General features: G+C 64.5%; 18 protein-coding genes. 8 read left to right on the forward strand and 10 right to left on the reverse strand.

Annotated elements, in window-relative coordinates; translation table 11 throughout:
- Positions 1-41: 41 nt before the first annotated feature.
- The 6 genes from BLU39_RS24420 to BLU39_RS24445 form a co-directional block, all read right to left on the reverse strand.
- A complete protein-coding gene (locus BLU39_RS24420) occupies positions 42-1,010 on the reverse strand; it encodes a ribonuclease Z (protein WP_092718073.1) in 969 nt (322 codons plus the stop codon).
- Positions 1,011-1,017: 7 nt separating this feature from the next.
- Positions 1,018-1,824 (reverse strand): formate dehydrogenase accessory sulfurtransferase FdhD, encoded by an 807-nt coding sequence (fdhD, locus tag BLU39_RS24425; RefSeq protein ID WP_217635112.1) that lies wholly within the window; start codon positions 1,822-1,824, stop codon positions 1,018-1,020.
- A 63-nt stretch (positions 1,825-1,887) separates the two neighbouring features.
- On the reverse strand, positions 1,888-2,808 hold the full coding sequence (locus tag BLU39_RS24430) for a bestrophin family protein (RefSeq protein WP_092718081.1): 921 nt from the start codon (positions 2,806-2,808) through the stop codon (positions 1,888-1,890).
- A gap of 27 nt (positions 2,809-2,835) precedes the next feature.
- On the reverse strand, positions 2,836-3,816 hold the full coding sequence (locus BLU39_RS24435; protein WP_092718084.1) for a cytochrome d ubiquinol oxidase subunit II: 981 nt from the start codon (positions 3,814-3,816) through the stop codon (positions 2,836-2,838).
- Positions 3,817-3,846: 30 nt separating this feature from the next.
- Positions 3,847-5,226, reverse strand: a complete 1,380-nt coding sequence (locus BLU39_RS24440) for a cytochrome ubiquinol oxidase subunit I (protein WP_092718087.1) — start codon at positions 5,224-5,226, stop codon at positions 3,847-3,849.
- Between the two features lie 13 nt (positions 5,227-5,239).
- Positions 5,240-7,552 carry an FdhF/YdeP family oxidoreductase gene (locus tag BLU39_RS24445; RefSeq protein ID WP_092718088.1) on the reverse strand — a complete coding sequence of 771 codons (2,313 nt, stop codon included), beginning with the start codon at positions 7,550-7,552 and terminating at the stop codon, positions 5,240-5,242.
- Positions 7,553-7,718: 166 nt separating this feature from the next.
- Here BLU39_RS24445 and BLU39_RS24450 point away from each other — a divergent pair, with 166 nt between their 5' ends.
- Both BLU39_RS24450 and moaA read left to right on the forward strand, forming a co-directional pair.
- On the forward strand, positions 7,719-8,000 hold the full coding sequence (locus BLU39_RS24450) for a helix-turn-helix domain-containing protein (RefSeq protein WP_092718091.1): 282 nt from the start codon (positions 7,719-7,721) through the stop codon (positions 7,998-8,000).
- 102 nt (positions 8,001-8,102) lie between these two features.
- A complete protein-coding gene (moaA, locus tag BLU39_RS24455) occupies positions 8,103-9,170 on the forward strand; it encodes a GTP 3',8-cyclase MoaA (RefSeq protein ID WP_092718094.1) in 1,068 nt (355 codons plus the stop codon).
- Between the two features lie 5 nt (positions 9,171-9,175).
- On the opposite strand, the gene BLU39_RS24460 is transcribed toward moaA, so the two are convergent.
- A complete protein-coding gene (locus tag BLU39_RS24460; protein WP_092718097.1) occupies positions 9,176-10,597 on the reverse strand; it encodes an aminotransferase-like domain-containing protein in 1,422 nt (473 codons plus the stop codon).
- A gap of 159 nt (positions 10,598-10,756) precedes the next feature.
- Between BLU39_RS24460 and BLU39_RS24465 the strand changes: the two genes are divergently transcribed.
- From BLU39_RS24465 to BLU39_RS24485, 5 genes are all read left to right on the forward strand, one after another.
- Positions 10,757-11,719: a Dyp-type peroxidase gene (locus BLU39_RS24465; RefSeq protein ID WP_092718100.1), complete on the forward strand. Its 963-nt coding sequence runs from the start codon at positions 10,757-10,759 to the stop codon at positions 11,717-11,719.
- Positions 11,720-11,765: 46 nt separating this feature from the next.
- On the forward strand, positions 11,766-12,149 hold the full coding sequence (locus tag BLU39_RS24470; protein WP_092718103.1) for a hypothetical protein: 384 nt from the start codon (positions 11,766-11,768) through the stop codon (positions 12,147-12,149).
- A 108-nt stretch (positions 12,150-12,257) separates the two neighbouring features.
- The gene (gene msbA, locus BLU39_RS24475) at positions 12,258-14,093 is read left to right on the forward strand and encodes a lipid A export permease/ATP-binding protein MsbA (RefSeq protein WP_092718106.1); all 1,836 of its coding nucleotides are present in this window, start codon (positions 12,258-12,260) and stop codon (positions 14,091-14,093) included.
- Positions 14,094-14,194: 101 nt separating this feature from the next.
- Positions 14,195-15,310 (forward strand): toxin-antitoxin system YwqK family antitoxin, encoded by a 1,116-nt coding sequence (locus BLU39_RS24480; RefSeq protein WP_175539407.1) that lies wholly within the window; start codon positions 14,195-14,197, stop codon positions 15,308-15,310.
- Between the two features lie 24 nt (positions 15,311-15,334).
- A complete protein-coding gene (locus BLU39_RS24485; RefSeq protein ID WP_232731343.1) occupies positions 15,335-15,883 on the forward strand; it encodes a MarR family winged helix-turn-helix transcriptional regulator in 549 nt (182 codons plus the stop codon).
- Position 15,884: 1 nt separating this feature from the next.
- Here BLU39_RS24485 and BLU39_RS24490 read toward each other — a convergent pair whose 3' ends face one another.
- Together BLU39_RS24490 and BLU39_RS24495 are read right to left on the reverse strand one after the other, a co-directional pair.
- Complete coding sequence (locus BLU39_RS24490; protein WP_092718115.1) at positions 15,885-17,219, reverse strand: chloride channel protein; 1,335 nt, start codon at positions 17,217-17,219, stop codon at positions 15,885-15,887.
- Between the two features lie 77 nt (positions 17,220-17,296).
- A complete protein-coding gene (locus BLU39_RS24495; protein WP_314606934.1) occupies positions 17,297-18,223 on the reverse strand; it encodes a LysR family transcriptional regulator in 927 nt (308 codons plus the stop codon).
- Between the two features lie 98 nt (positions 18,224-18,321).
- Here BLU39_RS24495 and BLU39_RS24500 point away from each other — a divergent pair, with 98 nt between their 5' ends.
- Positions 18,322-19,335 (forward strand): zinc-binding alcohol dehydrogenase family protein, encoded by a 1,014-nt coding sequence (locus BLU39_RS24500; RefSeq protein WP_092718118.1) that lies wholly within the window; start codon positions 18,322-18,324, stop codon positions 19,333-19,335.
- Positions 19,336-19,338: 3 nt separating this feature from the next.
- On the opposite strand, the gene nhaR is transcribed toward BLU39_RS24500, so the two are convergent.
- A complete protein-coding gene (gene nhaR, locus BLU39_RS24505) occupies positions 19,339-20,238 on the reverse strand; it encodes a transcriptional activator NhaR (protein ID WP_046682401.1) in 900 nt (299 codons plus the stop codon).
- Positions 20,239-20,318 lie beyond the last annotated feature (80 nt).

Consider the following 20,318-nt stretch of genomic DNA (forward strand, 5'->3'; position numbering starts at 1 on the left):
CCACAACTTCCTTCCGCTGGCTACGATTTTGTCAGGCGTTGTTAATTCGGTTTTAACGGCAGTTTGATCAGCTCGCCGGCCGCATCGAGTTCATAGCTGTCGAAATCGCGTGCCAGGAATAGTTTGCCCGAGTAATGCCGCCGCGCTTCCGCTTCCAGTTCGGCCATGCCGTCCGCATTGTGATAGCGGGCGCTGAAGTGGGTGAGGATCAGGTTCGGCAGGCGCACCGCTTCGGCGAACTGCGCCACGCGCTGCACGGAGCTGTGCGTGGGGCCGGGGCCCACTTTCTGCAGCATCGCTTCCGTGTAGGTGGCTTCATGCACGAGCAATTGCGCGCCGATGCAGGCGTCCGCCAGCAGCGATGGCGTGTCGTTGTCGCCGCCGATCACGACCGTGGCGCGCTGCGTTTCCGTCTGGCGGAAGGTACCGGCCGCTAGTACCGTGCCATCGTTCAGGATCGCATCCTGACCCGCCTGCAACAATCCCCAGGCGGGGCCGGGTGGCACGCCGGCCGCCAGCAGGGCTGGCTTGTCCAGCTTCCATCGGCGCGTTTCCAGCGCAAAACGGTAAGCGACGCTGGGTGCGCGGTGCGACAGCGCGTGGCGCGAGATGGTCAAGCCTGCCTCGTCATGCACGACTTGCGCGCTGTCCACGTCGATGTGGATCAGCGGGTACGTCAGGAACAGTTCCGTGTGCAGCAAGGTCGCGTCGATCCAGGCCTTGATGGCGGCCGGGGCGATCAGCAGCAAGGGCTTCTTGCGCCCCGTCATCGAGGCGCTGGCCAGCAAGCCCGGCAGCCCATAGCTGTGGTCGCCATGCACGTGGGTGATGCAGATGCCGACCAGGTCGTGCACGGACAGGGGGATGCGCTGCAGCCGGTGCTGCGTCGCTTCGCCGCAATCGATCATCCACCAGTCGCGGTTGTGCGTGGTTTGCAGGGCCAGCGACGTGACGTTGCGGTGACGCGTGGGCACGCCGGAAGACGTGCCGAGAAAAGTCAGTTTGAACATGCCCGCATTATGCGGCAGGGCCGCGCTTTTGTGCAGGATCCAGGCAACTCGCCTGTGCCGTGTAATCGACAAAACCGTCGCGGCGGCAAAAGCTGGCCAGCTGCATGCCGGCCTGGCGCGCGATGCGGATGGCCAGCGAAGTGGGCGCCGAGATGGTGGCGACGAGCCCGATATGCATGCGCGCCGACTTGCGTACCAGTTCATAGCTGGCGCGGCTGGACAGGAAGACGAAACCGTCATGCATGGCGATGCGGTGCAGCGCCAGGTAGCCGATCAGTTTATCCAGGCCGTTATGCCGGCCCACATCCTCGAACACTTTCACGATGGCGCCCTCGGCCGTGCACCAGGCGGCCGCGTGCACGCCGCCCGTCTTGTGCATCAGTTCCTGCCAGGGCAGCAGTTCGCGCGCGGCGCGCCCGAGGATGGCGCTGCTGGCGACCAGCGGCGGCAGGGGACGCGTGATCTTTTCCGGCACCAGGTCCAGCAGGGCCAGGCTTTCGATGCCGCACACGCCGCAGCCCGTGCGCCCCGTCAGCGCGCGGCGGCGGGCCTTGAGCTTGATCAAATCCGGCTGCGCGATGGTCAGTCGTACTTCCGCGCTATCCTCGCCGCAGCATACGTCGAGGTCGTAGATGTCGCGCACGCTGCCGACGATGCCTTCCGTCAAGGTAAAGCCGACGGCGAATTCCTCGAGGTCGCGCGGCGTGGCCATCATCACGGCGTGGGCGATGCCGTTGTAGACGAGGGCCACGGGATACTCCTCGGCCACCATGTCGTGGCCCGCCGTGGCCACGCCGGCCTGATGGCGCACCATGGGAACTTCCAGGAAACCGTCGCGTTCGGTGGTAGTGGTATCAAAGTCCATGCTGTTCTCCCGTTAATTGATTTGATAGCGCGGGCAGGGCCGGATCGAGGGCGGCAGCGGGTCGCCATTCAATTCCAGCAGCGAGCGTTCCGTTTCCCGCGTCATGGCGTTCAGGGCCAGGCAGTTGGGCGCCAGGCCGAACGGTTCGGCGATCTGCTGCGCGATGGCTTCCAGCGCAAACAGGGTGTAGGCAACAAAGACGGAAATGAGGGGCGTGGCCACGCCGATGGCGTCCACCAGGCCCAGCGGCAGCAAGAAACAGTACATATAGACGGTGCGGTGCACCAGCACGCCGTACGGATACGGTATCGGCGTGTTCTTGATGCGCTCGCAGCCGGCCACGGTGGCGGCCAGGTCGTTGAGCTGCGTGTCGAGCATCCACAGCAGCTGCGTCTGGCCCGGCTGGCGCTGCACGGCGTCGTGCAGCATGGCGCGCACGGAATGGAGCACGGCGACGGGCTTGAAGGCGATGCCCTGCAGACGCTGAACTTCCTCGGCCGGCAGGTAGCGCGCCAGGTCTTGCTGCGCATCCGTCTGGCGCAGCTGGTGCTTGAGCGCGTAGACGAAGGCGATCAGGCGGCGCAGCAGCAACTCGCGGTCCAGGCCGCCCGTTTCCTGCGGCAGATACGTGAGCGCCTGCGAAGCCAGGGCGCGCGCGGCGATCAGCAATTGCCCCCAGATATGCCGCGCCTCGACAAAGCGCGCATAGCTGGCGTTGTTGCGAAAGCCGAGGAAGATCGCCAGGCTGATGCCGACCATGGGAAACGGCGCCGTATCGAGCGGAATCTTGACGCCGAAGATACGGCCATCCGTCAGCAGGGCCAGCGAACTGACGACCAGCATCAGCAGCAATTGCGGGATGATGGCTTGCAGCACCGAGCCATCCCAGACGAACAGCATGCGGAACCAGTTGGTGGTGGGGCGAATGATCATGATGGAAGACGCATGCCGTGATGCCGGTTAATGTTTCCGGGGCACGACTTTGCCCTCGAAGACGTAGTATTGGAACAGGTTGTAGCCGATCATGATCGGCAGCATGGAACCCATGCCGATCAGCATGAAGATCAGGGTCGGTTCATCCGACGCGGCCGCCGCGATGCTCAGCTTGCCCGGCACGAGATCGGGGAAGAAGCTGATGGCCAGGCCCGCGAACGAGGCCAGGAACAGCACGATGGCGCCACGGAACGGTCCGCGCACGCCGTTCACGTGCACGGCCCACAGGATATAAATAAAAGCGCTGGCGGCGATGGCTGCCAGGGCCAGCAGCACGCCGAACACGCCCGGCTGCGCCCAGCGGTCGTGGCCGATGGCGCTGAAGACCATGGTGCCGGCCGACAGCACGATGGCGGCCGCGACCGTTGCCAGCACGCTGGCCGTCGCATAGCGGCGCGCCGCCGCTTCCAGCTGGCCGCCCGTCTTCTTGATCAGATAAGTGCTGCCCAGCAGGCAATAGCCGGCCACCACGCCCAGCGCCGTGCACGCCGTGAAGATGCCGCTCAGCCATCCCGGCTGCAAGCCCGTGACGATCTCGCCCAGCACCACGCCCTGCGCCACGGCGGCCAGCAGGCTGCCCACGCCGAAGACCAGGTCCCACTGGCGCTTCTTGCCGGCCGCATGGCGGAACTCGATCGAGGCGCCGCGCATGATCAGGCTGGCGATCAGCAGCATGATGGGGATATACAGCTGTTCCAGCAAGGTGGCGTAGGCGCTGGGAAAGGCGCCGAACAGGGCGCCGCCCACCACCACCAGCCAGGTTTCGTTGGCGTCCCACACGTGCTCGATGGACTGGAAGATCAGGTTGCGTTCCTGCTCGCGGCGGGTAAACAGGCTGAGGATGCCCACGCCCAGGTCGAAGCCGTCCGTGACCACGTAAAAGATCAGCATCAGGCCGATCAGGCCGAACCAGGCATTGCCCAGCATGGCATGCGAATTGATATCCATTACAAACTCCTTGATTGGTAGCGGCGCATTTCAATACCCCACGGCATGGGCGGCGTCCGGCAGCGGCAGCGCCACGTCCGGGCCTTGTTGCAGCCATTTCTTGGCAAATACAAAGAAAGTGAGGAACAGCACGATGTAAAACACGCAGAACATCAGCATGCTGCCGGCCACGGCATGGGCCGCCACGTCGGAGACGGCGTCGCGCGTGCGCAGCAAGCCGTACACGACCCATGGCTGGCGGCCCACTTCGCGCACGATCCAGCCGCACTCGACGGCGATGTAGGGCAGCGGTATCGTCAGCACCCAGGCCAGCAGCAGTTTTCTGTTGCGCACGAACTCCTGCACCCGCCCGCCCACCTTGCGCCAGGCGACGAAGGTCCAGAACGACAGCAGCACGAACCACATGCCGATGCCGGCCATGGCGCGGAACGCGTAGTACAGCAGCGGCAGCATGGGCGGCTGGTCTGCGCGGGCGATGTCGGCCAGGCCCGTGATCTTGCCCGTCGCGCTATGCGTGGCGATCACGCTGAGCATGCCGGGCACTTCGATGGACCAGTCGTTCTTTTGGTCAAGCTGGTTGGGCCAGGCCAGCAGGGACCAGGCCGCACCCTCGCCATCGCGGTTCGTGTGCCAGTGGCCTTCGATGGCCGCGCCCTTGGCGGGCTGGGTCTTGAAGACGTCGACGCCGCTCGAATCGCCGAGCCAGACTTGCAACGGCGCGATGATGAGCAGCAGCATCAGCGCCAGCTTGAACGAGCGGGCGAAGAAGGCCGGTTCGCGGCGCTTGAACATATACCAGGCGGAAATGCCGGCGATGACGAACAAGCCCGTTTCCACGGCGGCCACCCACATGTGGCCCACGGCCCAGGCCATGTCGGGATTGAAGATGGCGGCCACGTAATCGGTGACGATGATCTTGCCGTCGACCACGCGCACGCCGGCCGGCGTCTGCATCCAGGAATTGGCGACCATGATCCAGAACGAGGAAATGCTCGATCCCAGCGCCACCATGCCGGTGGCAAGCAGGTGTACGCCCTTCGGTACGCGGCCCCAGCCGAACATCATGACGCCGATGAAGCCCGCTTCCAGCATGAAGGCCATGGCGCCCTCGAAGCCGAGGATGTTGCCGATGAACTGGCCCGAGTGGTGCGAGAACGGCGCCCAGTTGGTGCCGAACTGGAATTCCAGGGGAATGCCGCTGACGACGCCGACGGCAAAGTTCAGCACCAGCAGCTTGCTCCAGAAGCGCGCGTGGCGGTAGTAGACGGGGTCGCTGGTGCGCAGCCACAGCGCCTCGACAACGAACAGGAACAGCGACAGGCTGATCGTCAATATGGGCCACAGGATGTGGAAGATGGCCGTCATCGCAAATTGCGCGCGCGACAGGTCCAGGGTATCGAAACCGAACATGGCGTTCTCCTGATCAGCTGAGGGCGGCCGAAGGCGACAGCAGCACGGGGATGGATTTGAAGGTCGGCGTGCGCGAGCCTTCGCCCACGCTGTCGAGCGGCACCAGCGGATTGGTTTCCGGGTAGTAGGCGCCGATGCAGCCGCGCGGAATGTCGTACTCGACCAGCAGGAAGCGGTCGGCGCGGCGTTCGATGCCGTCATGCCACACGCCGATCAGGTCGACCCAGTCGCCGGCCGCAAAGCCCAGCATGGCCAGGTCGTCCTTGTTGATGAAAACGACCCGGCGCTGGCCGAACACGCCGCGGTAGCGGTCGTCCATGGCGTAGATCGTCGTGTTGTACTGGTCGTGCGAACGCGTCGTCATCAGCACCATCAGGCGCTCGCCATATTGCTGGCGTGCACGGTGGATCGGTGTGTCCAGTTCGATGGCGTTGACGAGGAATTGCGCCTTGCCGCTGTCCGTCTTCCATACCCGTTCACGCGAGGCGATTTTCAGATGGAAACCGCCCGGTTTGGCCACGCGCAAGTTGTAGTCGAAAAAGTCTTCAAAAACTTGTTCGATGGAATCGCGCAGCAGCGCATAGTTGCCGGCATAGCGCAGCCAGTCGATTTTTTCGCTACCGATGGTCGCTTGCGCCATGCCGGCCACGATGGCGATTTCCGAACGCAGATTGGGCGAAGCTGGCTGGTTCATGCCGAACGAGATATGCACCATGCTCATCGAGTCTTCCACCGTCACGCCTTGCGCCACGCCTTCCTGCACGTCGATTTCCGTGCGGCCCAGGGTGGGCAGGATCAGCGCATCCTTGCCGTGCACGAGGTGGCTGCGGTTGAGCTTGGTGGAGATGTGCACTGTCAGGTCGCACGAACGCAGCGCGTCCCAGGTGCGCGGCGTATCCGGCGTGGCCATCGAGAAATTGCCACCGAGCGCGACAAACACCTTGACCTTTTTTTCCAGCATGGCTGCGATGGTGCCGACGGCGTCGTAGCCGTGGTGGCGCGGCGGTTCGAAGTTGAAGACGAGGCCCAGGCGGTCGAGGAATTCCTTGGTCGGCTGTTCCTCGATGCCCATGGTGCGGTCGCCCTGCACGTTCGAGTGGCCGCGCACGGGGCACAGGCCCGCGCCGCGCTTGCCGATATTGCCGCGCATCATCATCAAGTTCGACAGGATTTGCACGGTGGCCAGCGAATTCTTGTGCTGCGTCACGCCCATGCCCCAGGTGGCGATGACGGCCTTGCCCTTCACGTAGATCTGCGTGAGTTCCTCGATCTTGTCGCGCGCCAAGCCCGATTCGGCCAGCAGCAAGTCCCAGCTTTCGGCGCGCAGGTCGGCCGCGAAGGCATCGAAGCCCGCCGTGTGTTCGGCGATGAAGGCGCAGTCGAGCACGCGCTCCTGGCCGTGGGCGATGGCCTCGTCATCGAGCTCGACGACGCGCTTGGCCATGGCCTTGATCAGCGCGAAGTCGCCGCCCAGGGTGGGGCAGATGAACAGCGAACAGATGTTCGTGCTGCCGCCCGTTAGCATTTCCAGCGGATGCTGCGGGCTCGTAAAACGCTCGAGGCCCCGTTCGTGCAATGGGTTGATGGAAACAATGGTGGCGCCGCGGCGCGACGCTTCGCGCAATTCGCCCAGCATGCGCGGGTGGTTGGTGGCGGGATTCTGGCCGAACAGCAGCAGGGTGTCCGCATGCTCGAAGTCGTCCAGCAGCACCGTGCCCTTGCCGATGCCCACGGTTTCCGGCAAGCCGCGGCTCGTCGCTTCGTGGCACAGGTTGGAACAATCGGGGAAGTTGTTCGTGCCGTAGGCGCGCACGAACAGCTGGTACAGGAAGGCCGCTTCGTTGCTGGCGCGGCCCGACGTGTAGAAGGCGGCCTGGTTCGGGTCGTCCAGCGCGTGCAGGTGGTGCGCCACGAGGGCGAACGCGTCGTCCCAGGAAATGGCCTGGTATTTGTCGCTGGCGGCGTCGTACACCATGGGGTCCGTCAAACGGCCATGTTGCTCCAGATCATAGTCCGACTGCTCCATCAGTTCGGTGACCGTGTGCTCCTGGAAAAACTCGGGACGCACGCGCTTGCTCGTCGATTCGGCGGCTACGGCCTTGACACCGTTTTCACAGAACTCGAACGTCGACGCGTGTTCGCGGTCGGGCCAGGCGCAGCCCGGGCAGTCGAAACCGTCGGGCTGGTTTTGCTCGAACAGCGAGCGGTAATTGCCCGCGCTGACTTTTTCCTTGAACAGGTTGATGGCCACGTACTTGAGGGCACCCCAGCCGGCCGCGGCATGGGTGTAGGGCGCGATGCGCGCGTCGGACTTTGGCTTGCTCATGATGACTCTCCTGGTGATGTGCGATGGGACAATCACATGGTAGGGGCGGCGGCTTGCCCCGTAGGCGCACAGTTCCGGACAAAAATACAGAGTACAGATGGCAAGACGACGATGCCGGCCGCGCCGGCGCCGGCCGTGATTTATGATGCGGGCAAGGAGAAAGAACATGCACAAGGAAGACAAGGAAGAGGGAATCGACGCGGCGCTGATCGCGCTGCTGGCGCTGCTGTGGGAAGCGCGGCGGGAGGCGCCGGAAAAACCGTGGTCGCTGGCCAAGCTGGCCAAGCGGGCGGGAATACAGATGAGCACCTTGCTGCGCCAGCTCAATGCGCTGTCCAGCGCGGGACTGGTGACAGTTGCCACGGCGGAGAGCGGCGGCGGCAGCGCTTCCTTGAGCGCGGCGGGCGCCGAGCTGTGCGCCAGCGTGTTCGCGCCGGCAGCGGATTAGCGTGCGTCTGTACTCTATCGGCTGGCGCCGGACTGTACCTCACTGAGTGCCTGCATTCGTCCTATGCTACTTCCAGACGAATGCACATCAAGGGGAAGCACAATGAACACCATCAGGTATCCGCAGCCAGACGAGAGTGAACCATGCTTGGACATGCTGGGCCGCCCCCTGACGGACTTGCGCATTTCCGTCATCGATCAGTGCAACTTCCGCTGCACCTATTGCATGCCGGCCGAGCTGTACCCGAGCGACTATCCATTCCTGCCATCGAGCGAGCGCCTGTCCTTCGAGCAGATTGAAACCATGGCGCGCGCCTTCGTGCGCCTCGGCGTGAATAAAATCCGCATCACGGGCGGCGAGCCGCTGCTGCGCAAGAACCTCGAGCAGCTGATCGAGACGCTGGCGCGGCTCACCACGCCGGACGGGCGCGCCGTAAGCATCGCGCTGACGACGAATGGCAGCTTGCTGGCGGCCAAGGCGCGCTCGCTGAAGGATGCGGGCCTGGACCGGGTCACCGTCAGCCTCGACAGCCTGGACAACGGTATTTTCCAGCGCATGAATGGCGTCGACTTTCCCGTCGAGAAAGTGCTGCACGGCATAGCGGTAGCGCAAGCCGTGGGCTTGAACCCCGTGAAGGTCAACATGGTGGTGCAGAAAGGCGTCAACGATAGCCAGATCGTGCCGCTGGCGCGCCACTTCCGCCATACGGGCGTGAACTTGCGCCTGATCGAGTTCATGGATGTGGGCGGCATCGGCGCCTGGTCGCGCACGCACATCGTCACGTCCGAGGCGGCACGCGCGCTGATCGCGGCCGAATTCCCCCTCGAGTCGCTGGGGAACGGCAAGCCCATGTCGCATGAAACGGCCAGCCGCTACCGCTATCTTGATGGCGGCGGCGAAGTAGGCTTCATTTCCAGCGTGTCCCAGCCGTTCTGCGGCGACTGCAGTCGGGTGCGCGTGTCGTCCGATGGCAAGCTGTTCACTTGTTTGTTCGCCCAGGACGGCCTCGACCTGCGGCCCCTGCTTGACTCCGCGCAAGGGTTGGAAACCGCGCTGCGCCAGCACTGGCAGCGCCGTGGCGACCGCTACTCGGAAGTGCGCGGCGCACTGGCCCAGCTTGGCGGGCGCAAGCAGTATCCCACCGTGCGCATGTCGCTGGTGGGCGGGTGAACAGTCTACAAAAACTCGGTGATGAGTTTGCCGAGCAGGATGATGGCCTGTTCCACGCCCACGCTCCACGGATAGCTGTAGTTGAGGCGGATGCAATGCCTGTAGGCCTGGCTGACGGAAAACATGCGTCCCGGGCCCACCGTGATCTTGCATTCCAGCGCGCGCCGGTACAGTTGCATGGAGTCTATGTCGCCGGGCAATTCCACCCACAGCACGTAGCCGCCCTGCGGGTGCGAGATTTTCGTCCCGGCAGGGAAGAAGCGCAGCACGGCGGCGGCCATGATGCGCGCCTGCTGGGCATAGGCTTTGCGGGTGCGGCGCAGATGCTGTTCGTAGCCATCGTTTTGCAGATATTCGGCAATCGCCAGCTGCGGGAACGAGGACGTGGCCAGGGTGTTGAGGAATTTGAGTTCCTCGACCTTGCCCCGGTAGCGTCCGGCCAGGGCCCAGCCCACGCGCTGCGCGGAACTGAGGCTCTTGGAAAACGAGGAGCAGTGCAGCACCATGCCCTTGCGGTCCCAGGATTTGAGCGAGGACGGGTGGGCGTCGCCGTAATACAGTTCGTTGTAGACGCCGTTTTCGATGGCGGGCACGTCGTGCTGCTCCAGCAGCTGGACCAGGGCGCGCTTGCGCTGGTCGGACATCTGGAAGCCCAGCGGATTCTGGAAGTTCGGCATCACCATGACGGCGGCGATCGGTTGCCGGGCCATGATGTCGGCCAGCGCTTCGATGCTGATGCCGTCGTACGGATCGGTGGATACTTCCACCACCTTCATGCCCAGCCGTTCGACGGCCATCAGCATGGCATAGAAGGTGGGCGACTCGACGGCGATGGTGTCGCCCGGCTTGGCCACGGCTTGCAGGCACAGGTTGATCGCTTCCGTGGCGCCCACGGTGACGATGATTTCGTCGGGATCGACGGCCAGCCCGTTTTCCATGTAGCGGCGGGCGATTTCGCGGATCAGTTGCGGGTTGCCCGGCGGCAGGTCGTCCGTCACGTTCCACGCGCGGTTGCGGCGCGCCACGGCGCCCGCATACTGGTTGATGCGTTCCCAGGGAAACAGTGAAGGGTCGGGGTAAGGCGAGCCCAGCGGGATGGCGTCGTGCAAGCCGATCGAGCGCAAGGTCGACAGCACCAGGCGGCTGACGTGCACTTCCGCCGGCACGGTACTGGGCTGCGACGCCTGCATGCACAGGTCGGTGGCCCGCGCATCGCCGGCGCGGGCGCGCACGAAGTAGCCGGACTGGGGCCGGCTTTCGATCACGCCCATGCTTTCCAGCTTGACGTAGGCGCGCAGCACCGTGGTGATGCTCAGCTTGTGCTGCTGGCTGGTCTGGCGCACGGAGGGTATGCGTTCGCCGGGCAGGAGCACACCCTTGGCCACCAGTTGCTCGATGTCGCCGACGAGCTTTTCATACAGTTTCATGCAATGGTATCCATTCTTTGATTCTTGCTCTACGTCATTGCATTATCGTCCAATTCATGAGGGCGGTACGGCTGCGGTCACCGCATGTTGTCGAAATGAAACTTTCATTCGACAGTTCTGGTTTAATATCTACTTAGCAAATAAAAAGGAATATTGGTCATGGCAATTCCACAAAGCATGCTGTCTGTCGTCGCGCGCGACGAAGTGCATCTGCAGTTCAATGTGAAGGCCGGCGTCGACATGCGGCAGTTGTTCAAGTTGCTGGGCAAGCTGTGGGAATCCGAAGTCACGGGCATCCTCGACCCCACCCTGAACCGCCACCATCAGTTGACGGGCGGCACGGCCAACGTGGTACTGGGATTCAAGCCCGAGCTGTGGCGCGCCGCTTGCCCCGGCTGCGTGCCGGACAACATGGCATCGTTCGCGCAAGACCTGGTGGGCGCCAACGGCAAGACGGCGCCGGCCACCCAGCACGATTTCTGGGTCTGGATCACGCAGTCGAACGCGGCCACCCTGTACGACAGCATGCGCACGACGCTCACGTTACTGAGTCCCTTCGCCGAACTGGCCAGCGAGCAGGTGTGTTTTCCGTATCACAATAACGTGACCTTCGACGGCTTTGCCGATGGCGTCGCCAATCCGAATCCGTTCCGTGCCAATGGCGTGGCCATCATTCCGGACGGCGAGGCGGGCGCGGGCGGCTCCACCGTGCTGCTGCAGAAATGGCGCATGGACGTGGAGCGCCTGCGCGCCTTGCCCGTGCACGCGGCCGAGCAGGTATGGGGCCGCAGCAAGGCCGGCAGCCATGAATTGTCGCCGCTGCCCGTCGATTCCCACGTGGGCCGCAACCAGTTCATCCGCGATGGCGAGGAAGCCGACATCGTGCGCCGCAATGCCAATTACGCCAATGCGAGCGAGGCGGGCGTCATGTTCGTCGGTTTCTGCAAGGACATCACGGTGACCATGGGCATGCTGCGGCAAATGTATGGCGTAGGCTATGATGGCGTCACCAAGACGGACAGGCTGCTGGATTTTTCCACGGCGCTGTCGTCGGCGATCTATTTCGTGCCCAGCATCGATGCCTTGCTGGCCGTGGGTATTTCGCCGGCGGATCCCGGCTAAGGGCCGCTCCGGCGGTTCCGATTTTTACTTTCACTAGGAGTTTTTCATGCGTATTCGTCCCGCCACCTTGCTGTCCGCCCTGATCTTCGGCAGCGTCGTCTTCAGCGCTTCCGCCTCCGCCGTCGGCCTGGGTTTCCTGGCCGATACGCCGATGGCTTATCTGAACAAGAATGACAAGCCCGCCTTCGTGAAGGCCGTCACCGACGTGCTCAATGACAAGAAGGATGGCGAAACCGTGCAATGGAGCAATGAAGGCTTGCGCAATTCCGTGCGCATCGCCGCCGACATCACGGCCAGCGACACGGAAAAGACGGATGCGCAAACCTGCCGCAAGGTGCAGGTGGGCTTGAGCGCCAAGGGCCAGGAACAGACGCTCAAGCTGAAGGTCTGCAAGGCCGGCACGGCCGCGTGGAAAGTGGCAAAGAGCTGATCGTCCGTGTTGCTCCCTTGCCGGTTCCGCACCGGCAAGGTGCGACTTTCCTCTAGGTAAGTCTGGCAGCGGTTAGAATCACGCTTTACCCTCACTTTTCTCACCTGCATGCAGCAAAGTCGCCTCCTGTTCTTCCGCCTGGCCGGCCAGTTTCGCCGCTATGGCGCCATCGTTGCCGCCACCTTGCTGGCCGTGGGCGTGGCGTCCGCCACCGATGTGTTGTTAATCCGTCAGTTGCAAAACGTCGTCGACGCCATGCGCGCGACGGCCAGCACGCAGGCTGCGCCCGCGTCCGGCGTGATGGGCATGTTGCAGGGCTGGGTCGACCGTTTCCTGCCGGCACAGGCGGGGCAGGTGGACTTGTGGGTGATTCCCGCCACCATCCTGGGCCTGGCCGTGCTGCGCATGGTGTCGAGCTTTGCCGGCGATTACGGTTCCGTCTGGCTCTCGAGCCGGGTGCAGGCTGATTTGCGCGAAAAAATGTTCGCCACCATCATGCGCTTGCCCAGCCGCTTTTTCGATACCACCACCACCAGTTTGACGCAGTCGCGCGTGGCTTTCGACGCCAGCCAAGTGTCGCAGGCGGGCTTGAACGTGCTTAACGTGATGGTGCGCGATTCCGTCGCCACCGTCGGCTATTTGATCTTGCTGTTCAGCATCGACGTGAAACTGGCCCTGTTCTGCATGGCGTCGATGCCCATCGTGGCCATCGTCGTGACCCTGGCGGGGCGCCGCATGCGCCACCTGAGCAAGAGTTCGCAGCAAGCCGTGGGCGAGCTGACGTCCGTGCTCGACGAAAGCATCGCCGGCCAGCGCGTCGTGAAAATCTTCGGCGGGCAGGATTACGAGCAGGCGCGCTTCGTCGACGTCGTCAAGCGCAACCGCCAGCTGGCCGTCAAGCACGCGGCTACCTCGGCCATGAATTCCGGCTTCATCATGATGCTCGTCGGTATTACCCTGTCGTCCGTGATCTATTTCGCCATGCTGCGCGCGCAAAGCGGCGCCATTACGCCGGGCGCCTTTGTTGCCTTCATGGGTGCGCTGATGGCCATGCAGTCGCCGATCAAGAATCTGACCAAGATCAATGAACCGCTGCAGCGTGGCCTGGCGGCGGCCGAGTCCGTCTTTGGCCTGATCGACACGCCGCTGGAACCGGACCCGGGCACAGTGGCCCCGGCTGCCGTGCAGGGCAATCTGTCCTTGCAAAACGTCCAATTCCGCTACAACAGCGACGACCCCGACGCGCCCACGGCCTTGAGCGACATCACGCTCGACATCCGCGCCGGCGAAACGGTGGCCCTGGTGGGCGGCTCCGGCGGCGGCAAGACGACCTTGCTGGGCTTGCTGCCCCGCTTCTACGACGTCAGCGGCGGTCGGATCCTGCTCGACGGCGTCGACGTGCGCGACTACGCCTTGCTGGCCCTGCGGCGCCAGTTCGCCCTCGTCAGCCAGGACGTGATTTTGTTCAACGACACGATGGCGGCCAATATCGCGTACGGCGACCCTGCCCCGGACCAGGCCCGTATCGAAGCGTCGGCGCGCGCCGCCTACGCGCACGACTTCATCATGCAGCTGCCGCAAGGCTACGCCACGCAGGCGGGCCAGAACGGTTCGCGCCTGTCGGGCGGGCAACGCCAGCGCCTGGCGATTGCGCGCGCCCTGTACAAGGATGCGCCGATACTCTTGCTCGACGAAGCGACCAGCGCGCTGGACACGGAGTCGGAGCGTTCCGTGCAGGCGGCGCTGGAAGTGCTGATGCGCAACCGCACCACCATCGTCATCGCCCACCGCCTGTCGACCATCGAAAGCGCCGACCGCATCGTCGTCATGCAGGGCGGGCGACTGGTGGAATCGGGCAGCCACACGGACTTGCTGCAACAGGGCGGCGCGTATGCGCGCCTGCATGCGAGCCAGTTGTCGCCCGTCAAGGACAGCGTGGGCTGAGCTGTCCCTCTCTTTTTCATTGCGTGCGGCAATCGTGCCCATGGCGCACGGCGCTTGCCTTTATGATGGTGGCCGCAAAGCAACATGAACAATGGAACAACATGAAGAATCAACAGACGCTGCGCTGGCTGCTGGCCGCCGCACTGGGCGCAGCCTTGCCCGTGGTGGCGCAGGAACAGCTGGCAGCGCCAACGCCAACGCTGCAGGAGGAAGACCACACCATGTACCTGGATCAAGATTTCATGCCCAGCAAGCAGCGCCGCGCTACCTATGCGCTGCGCACGCCGCCCGTGCGCGACGAGGCGCTGGGCGCCTGGCACGTGCGGCTCGAATTTCCCGACACGCCGGGCGTGCTGGCCTTTGAAACCTATGCCACCGACCTGGATCTGAGCCAGGTCAGGTTCGTGCGTTTTCGCAAGTACTACTACGAAAATGGTCAGTTGTTGCGCGAAACCTATTTCAATGACCAGGGCGAGGAGCTGCTCGGCGGCTGCGTGTACTTCGAGAATGGCCAGGTCAAGCAGCGGGTGACGGCCTTGCCGAACGGGCGCGACAGCATCTCGGAAACGTATCACGAGAATGGCCAGCTGATGAACCGCACCTTGTATCACGGCGACGAGATGGCCGACGGCGAGCACGTGTCATATGGCGCGAACGGGGCCGTCAGCAACCGGTCTTATCAACGCAATGGCAAGATGGATGGTGTGCAGGAATCGTTTTATGACGATGGCAAGCTGTTCCAGCGGGGACAGTTCGTCGATGGCAAGCGCGAGGGCGAGTTTGTCACGTATGCGCAGGACGGCAAGGTGCTGGCCAAAACCGTGTGGGTGCACGGCCAGCCCGACGGCTGGTCGTTTGAAAGCCATGGCAATGGCGTCATGTCGAACAAAACGCTGTACCGGAAAGGCGCCGTGCTCAGCTTGCAAACGTGGGGCCCGAGTGGCCGGCCCGTGTTTGCCTGGCAGAAAGACGCGCAGGGGCGCGACCACGGCGACACGACGGATTGGCATGCCAACGGCGTGCGCGCCAGCGTGACGCCGTTCGTCAAAGGCCAGCGCCACGGCTTGCTGCAAACCTGGTACAGCGACGGCAGCCTGCGGCAGATCGTGCCGTATGAACATGGCAAGAAGCACGGCATCGAGCGCCAGTGGGACAAGACCGGCAAGCTGGTGCTGGAACAGGCATGGCGTGACGGCCAGCCGGTGACAGGCAGTTAGTTCCGCGCCGCCATTGCAGGTATCATGCAGGGATTCCGGCCCGCCAGCAGGCGCGAAGCCGGCACGATAACGGAGGCAATGGTGGTGGAAGCGGAAGTTTCGGCGGTGGCCAGGGCGCAGGGGCTGGCCTTGCAAAACATGCGCGTCGTCATGCGCGCGGCGCAGCGGCACTCGGCGCAGATCGAGAAGCAATGCGGCGTGTCGGGCGCGCAACTGTGGGTGATGCAGGAATTGCTGGAGCGCCCAGGCCTGCGCATGGGCGAGCTGGCCGGCAAGATGTCGATCCACCAGACGACGGCCAGCAACCTGGTCGACGCGCTGGTCAAGAAAGCCTATGTGCGCAAGGCGCGCGACCAGCCCGACCAGCGCGTGGTGACATTGACCCTGACGGTGGAAGGGCAGGCCGTCATCGCCGGCGCGCCGCAGCCGGCGCGCGGCTTGCTGCCCAGTGCCCTGGCCCAGCTGGACGCCGCCAGCCTGGCGCACCTGAACCAGGGCTTGAGCGCCTTGCTGGCCGTCATCGCTCCCGATGACAGGCAGGCGGGCATGCAGCCGTTTCCGTTTACGATGTAGCTTACGATGTAGTTTCCCGGCTGGCCTGCGGCAGCCGCTGCAGCTGCAGCTGGGCCAGCGCGCCGTACAGCGGTTCGCTCAGGACGCGCGAGACCGTGCTGGCCACGACGGCGCAGGCCATCAGGCTGAGCACCATGCCGTGGCCATCGACCATTTCCATGACGATGATAAACGCCGTCAGCGGCGCCTGCGTGGCGGCGGCCAGGAAACCGACCATGCCCAGCGCGATCAGGGCCGGCGCGTGCGGGTAATGGAGCAGCACGGCGATATCGTGGCCGATGCCGGCGCCGATGGCCAGCGACGGCGCGAAGATGCCGGCCGGCACGCCCGACCACACGGTCAGCCACGTCGCCACATATTTGAAGGCGACAAAGGCGGGCGCCACGTCGGACGAGCCTTCCAGCATGGCGCGCGTGGCCACGGTGCCGCTGCCGAACGTGGCGCCATGGCTGGCGATGCCGATGGCCGCCACCAGCAGGCCACACACGGCGGCGAACAGCACGGGCCGGCCTTTTCTCCACGCGGACAATTTGCCCAGCGGATTGCCGCGGGCGGACGCCAGCAGCAGCCGCGCGAACAGGCCGCCGGCCACGCCCGCGACCAGGGTCACGAGCAAGCCCGGCAAGGCCAGCGCCAGGCCGATGGGACCCGGGTGGATGATGCCGAAGTGGGTGGCGTTGCCGTGGATGGACACGGCCATCATGCCGGCCAGCACGATGCCGGCGACGATGAGGCCGCTGTTGCGCTGCTCGGGCGAGCGCGAAAGTTCCTCGATGGCAAACATGACGCCGGCCAGCGGCGTGTTGAAGGCGGCCGCGATGCCGGCCGCGCCGCCGGCCACCAGCAGGGAATGGGCGCTCACCTGCGAATGACGGGGCAGCCAGCGGCGCGCGGACAGCATCACGCCGGCGGCGATCTGCACGGATGGCCCTTCGCGCCCCAGCGACAATCCCCCCAGCAAGCCGCCCGCCGTCAGGACGATCTTCGCGGCGCTGAGTTTCAGGGAGACAAACAATGAGCGCTGCTCGGGCGCGACAGCCGGGTCCAGTGTCGCCATCACTTGCGGGATGCCGGAACCGGCCGCACCCATCGCGTAGCGGCGCGTCAGCCAGACCAGCAGGGCGGCGCAGGCCGGCGTCCACAGCAGGGCGAACCACCAGGCCTTGCCGTTAAAAAAGAGAAACAAGTCCAGCGCTTCCTCCGCCAGCCACGTAAAGCCCACGACGACGAGCCCCGCGATGGCGGCCATGCCGACGACGACGGCGCGCGACCACCACAGGCGCGGGTTGGCAAATTCATGCTTGAAGGCAGAGGGAATATCGTGCAAATGCTTCATTGCGGCAAGTCCAGGAAGGGGCGCGCAGGGCGTCGGGGAGACTTGCCATTATATATGTGTATTTGTCCGAATGTATTTTATCGGCCTGATCCGTAGGCGGCTGGCAACAGAAGATCCGCTCCGGCCAGGAAATCGACGAGCGCCCGCACTTTCGGCGCCAGGTGCGGCCCGGATGGCCACAGCAGCCAGCAACTGTGGGCCGGATGGCCGGCGATCGCGTAGTCCCTCAGCACTTCGACCAGGCTGCCGTCGTCGATGGCGGAGCGCACATAAAAGTCGGGCAGCCAGGCGATACCCAGGCCTTGCCGCGCGAAGTGCAGCCGTGCCTCGACGTTGTTGCAGACCATGGACAGTGGCAATTCCGGCACCGGCGCCTCGGCTTGCTGGCGCAGCTGCCACTGTTCCACCTTGCCGCTGTGGCGGAAGCGGTAGTGCAGGCAAGCATGTTGTTGCAGTTCAAGGGGATGGCTGGGCGTGCCGTGGCGCGCCAGGTAGGCGGGTGAGGCCACGAGGCAGGAGCGGAACTGGCCCAGCTTGCGCGCGGCCAGGCGCGAATCGCGCGGGGCGCCGATGCGGATGACGGCGTCGAAACCGTCGCCGACGACATCGGCCAGCGCATCGGAAAAGTCCAGGTCGAGGGCGATGGCCGGGTGCTGCGCGGCGAAATCGGCCAGCGCGGGCAGGAACACGCTACCCAGTTCCGGCAAGCCCAGGCGCAGGCGTCCGCGCGGCGCCAGCTTGCCCGCCAGCTCCTCCTGCGCCGCCTGCATTTCCGCCAGGATGCGCTCGCTGCGCGCGAGGAACAGCTTGCCCTCGGCCGTCAGGCTCAGCTGGCGCGTGCTGCGCTGGAACAGGCGCGCGCCCAGCCGCTGCTCGAGTCGGGCCAGACTCTTGCTGACGGCCGATGGTGAAATGCCGGCCTGGCGCGCGGCGGCGACAAAGCTGCCCGCCTGCGCCAGTTGCACGAACAGGGCCACGCCGGAGAGATTATCGATGTCTTGCATGATTCATGACAGTTTGGTCAGGTGTGAAACGCATTGAAGCATATTTTTCTTTCTCGCGTGGCTGCTTACCATGGGGTTTTGACCTGCGGGAGCATGCAATGAAGATGATCGGTTTCAAGAAAGGCAGCAGTGTGGGCGAACAAGGCGGCCTGTTCGACATGGAAGGCCCGATGCCCGTGCCCGGCCCGCGCGAGGTGCTGGTGCAGGTGCGCGCCGTCGGTATCAATCCGCTCGACACCAAGGTGCGCGCGGGGCTGGTGACGGTACCCGATGCCGTCACGACTCTGGGCTGGGATGCGGCCGGCGTCGTGGATGTGGTGGGCAGCGAAGTGACCCTGTTTAAACCGGGGCAAGCCGTGTATTACGCGGGCTCGTTCCACCGCGCGGGTGCAAATGCCGCATATCAGCTGGTCGATGAGCGTATCGCAGGGCGCATGCCGGTGACGCTGGATTTTGCGCAGGCCGCCAGCGTGCCGCTGGCGGCGCTGACGGCGTGGCAATTGCTGTTCGAGCGTTTTGCCGTCGCGCCCGGCGACAGGCGGGAACGGGGCAGCCTGCTGGTGCTGGGCGGCGCGGGCGGCGTCGGTTCCATGCTGATCCAGCTGGCGCGCCAGTTGACGGGTTTTACGGTGATCGCCACGGCCTCGCGCGGCGACAGCGGCGACTGGTGCCGCGCCATGGGCGCCCATCACGTGATCGACCATGCACAACCCCTGCCGGCGCAGGTGGCGGCATTGAACGTGGCGCCCGTGCGCCATATCGCCGCGCTGTCGCACACGGCGCAACACGTTGCGCAACTGGTGGAGCTCATCGCGCCGCATGGCAAGCTGGCCGTCATCGACGACCACGAGCAGTTTGATGCGGCGCCGCTGAAGGGCAAGAGCATCTCCTTGCACTGGGAAATGGTGTTTACGCGGCCTTTGTTTGCCACCGAAGACATGATCGAGCAGCACCGGATACTGAACCGCGTGGCGCGCTTGCTGGAAGATGGCGTGCTGCGCCATACCGTGCGGCAGGAATTGTCGCCCATGGACGCGGCCACCTTGCGGCGCGCCCATGCGCTGCTGGAGCGGGGCGGGCAGCCGGGCAAGATCGTCGTCAGCGCCGTGTAGCGCCTAGACGAACAGCTCGCGCCGCGCGCTCTGGCTGATGGCGACGGTGGCCGGGTGGCGCAAGCGCCGTTCCGTGGTGATCGCATACACCTGCTCGACGAGGCTGTCGACCCGGCCCAGCGCCACGACGGCGTATTGCTCGCACACCTGGGGCGCGATGACGGTGGGGGCGAAGAACAGGCCGGCGCCGGACTGGCCAAAGGCCTTCATCATGGCGCTGTCGTCGAACTCGCCGACGATGCGCGGGTGCAAATTATTGTCGCCGAGCCACTGCAGCAAGCGCCCGTAGATGGCGAAGTCTTCGCCCGGCAGCAGCAGCGGCGCGCCGTCCAGACATTGCGGGAAGCCGCCCGTCAGGGTGGCGGCCAGGGCTGGCGTGCCGAACAGGGTCATGCCGCTTTCGCCGAGCAAATGGTTAAAGCCGCGCACGCTCAAGTGGGCCGGCATGGGGCGGTCCGCCATGATCAGGTCGAGCCGGTGCACGGCCAGGTCCGCCAGCAGGCTGGCCAGCCGGCCTTCGCGGCAGATGATGCGCAGCGGCTCGGCCAGGCCCAGCGCCGGCTCCACGAGACGGCAGGCGATCAGTTTCGACACGGAATCGGCGCAGCCCACGCGGAAGGTCGTCGTCGTCGTGCGCGACTGGTCGCGCACGATTTCCAGCAATTCATCGCCCGTGCTGAAAATGCTTTCGGCATGGCTGAGGATGCGCCTGCCCGTGTCCGTCAATTCCAGCTGGCGCCCGCTGCGGCGGAACAGTTCCACGCCCAGGGTGTCGGCAAACTCGCTGAGCTGGCCGGAGATCGATTGCGGCGTCAGGTGCAGCTGCTCGGCCGCGCGGGCGATGCTGCCCGTCTTGGCCACCATCCAGAAATAACGCAAGTGCTTGAAGTTGAGTGTCGACATGGGTTTTCCCGGCAGATTAATACATCGAGTTTTTCGATGTATTATTAAATTATATTCGATTTGTTCGATGTTTATATTCA

The sequence above is a fragment of the Janthinobacterium sp. OK676 genome, assembly GCF_900103595.1.
Taxonomy (GTDB): domain Bacteria; phylum Pseudomonadota; class Gammaproteobacteria; order Burkholderiales; family Burkholderiaceae_D; genus Janthinobacterium.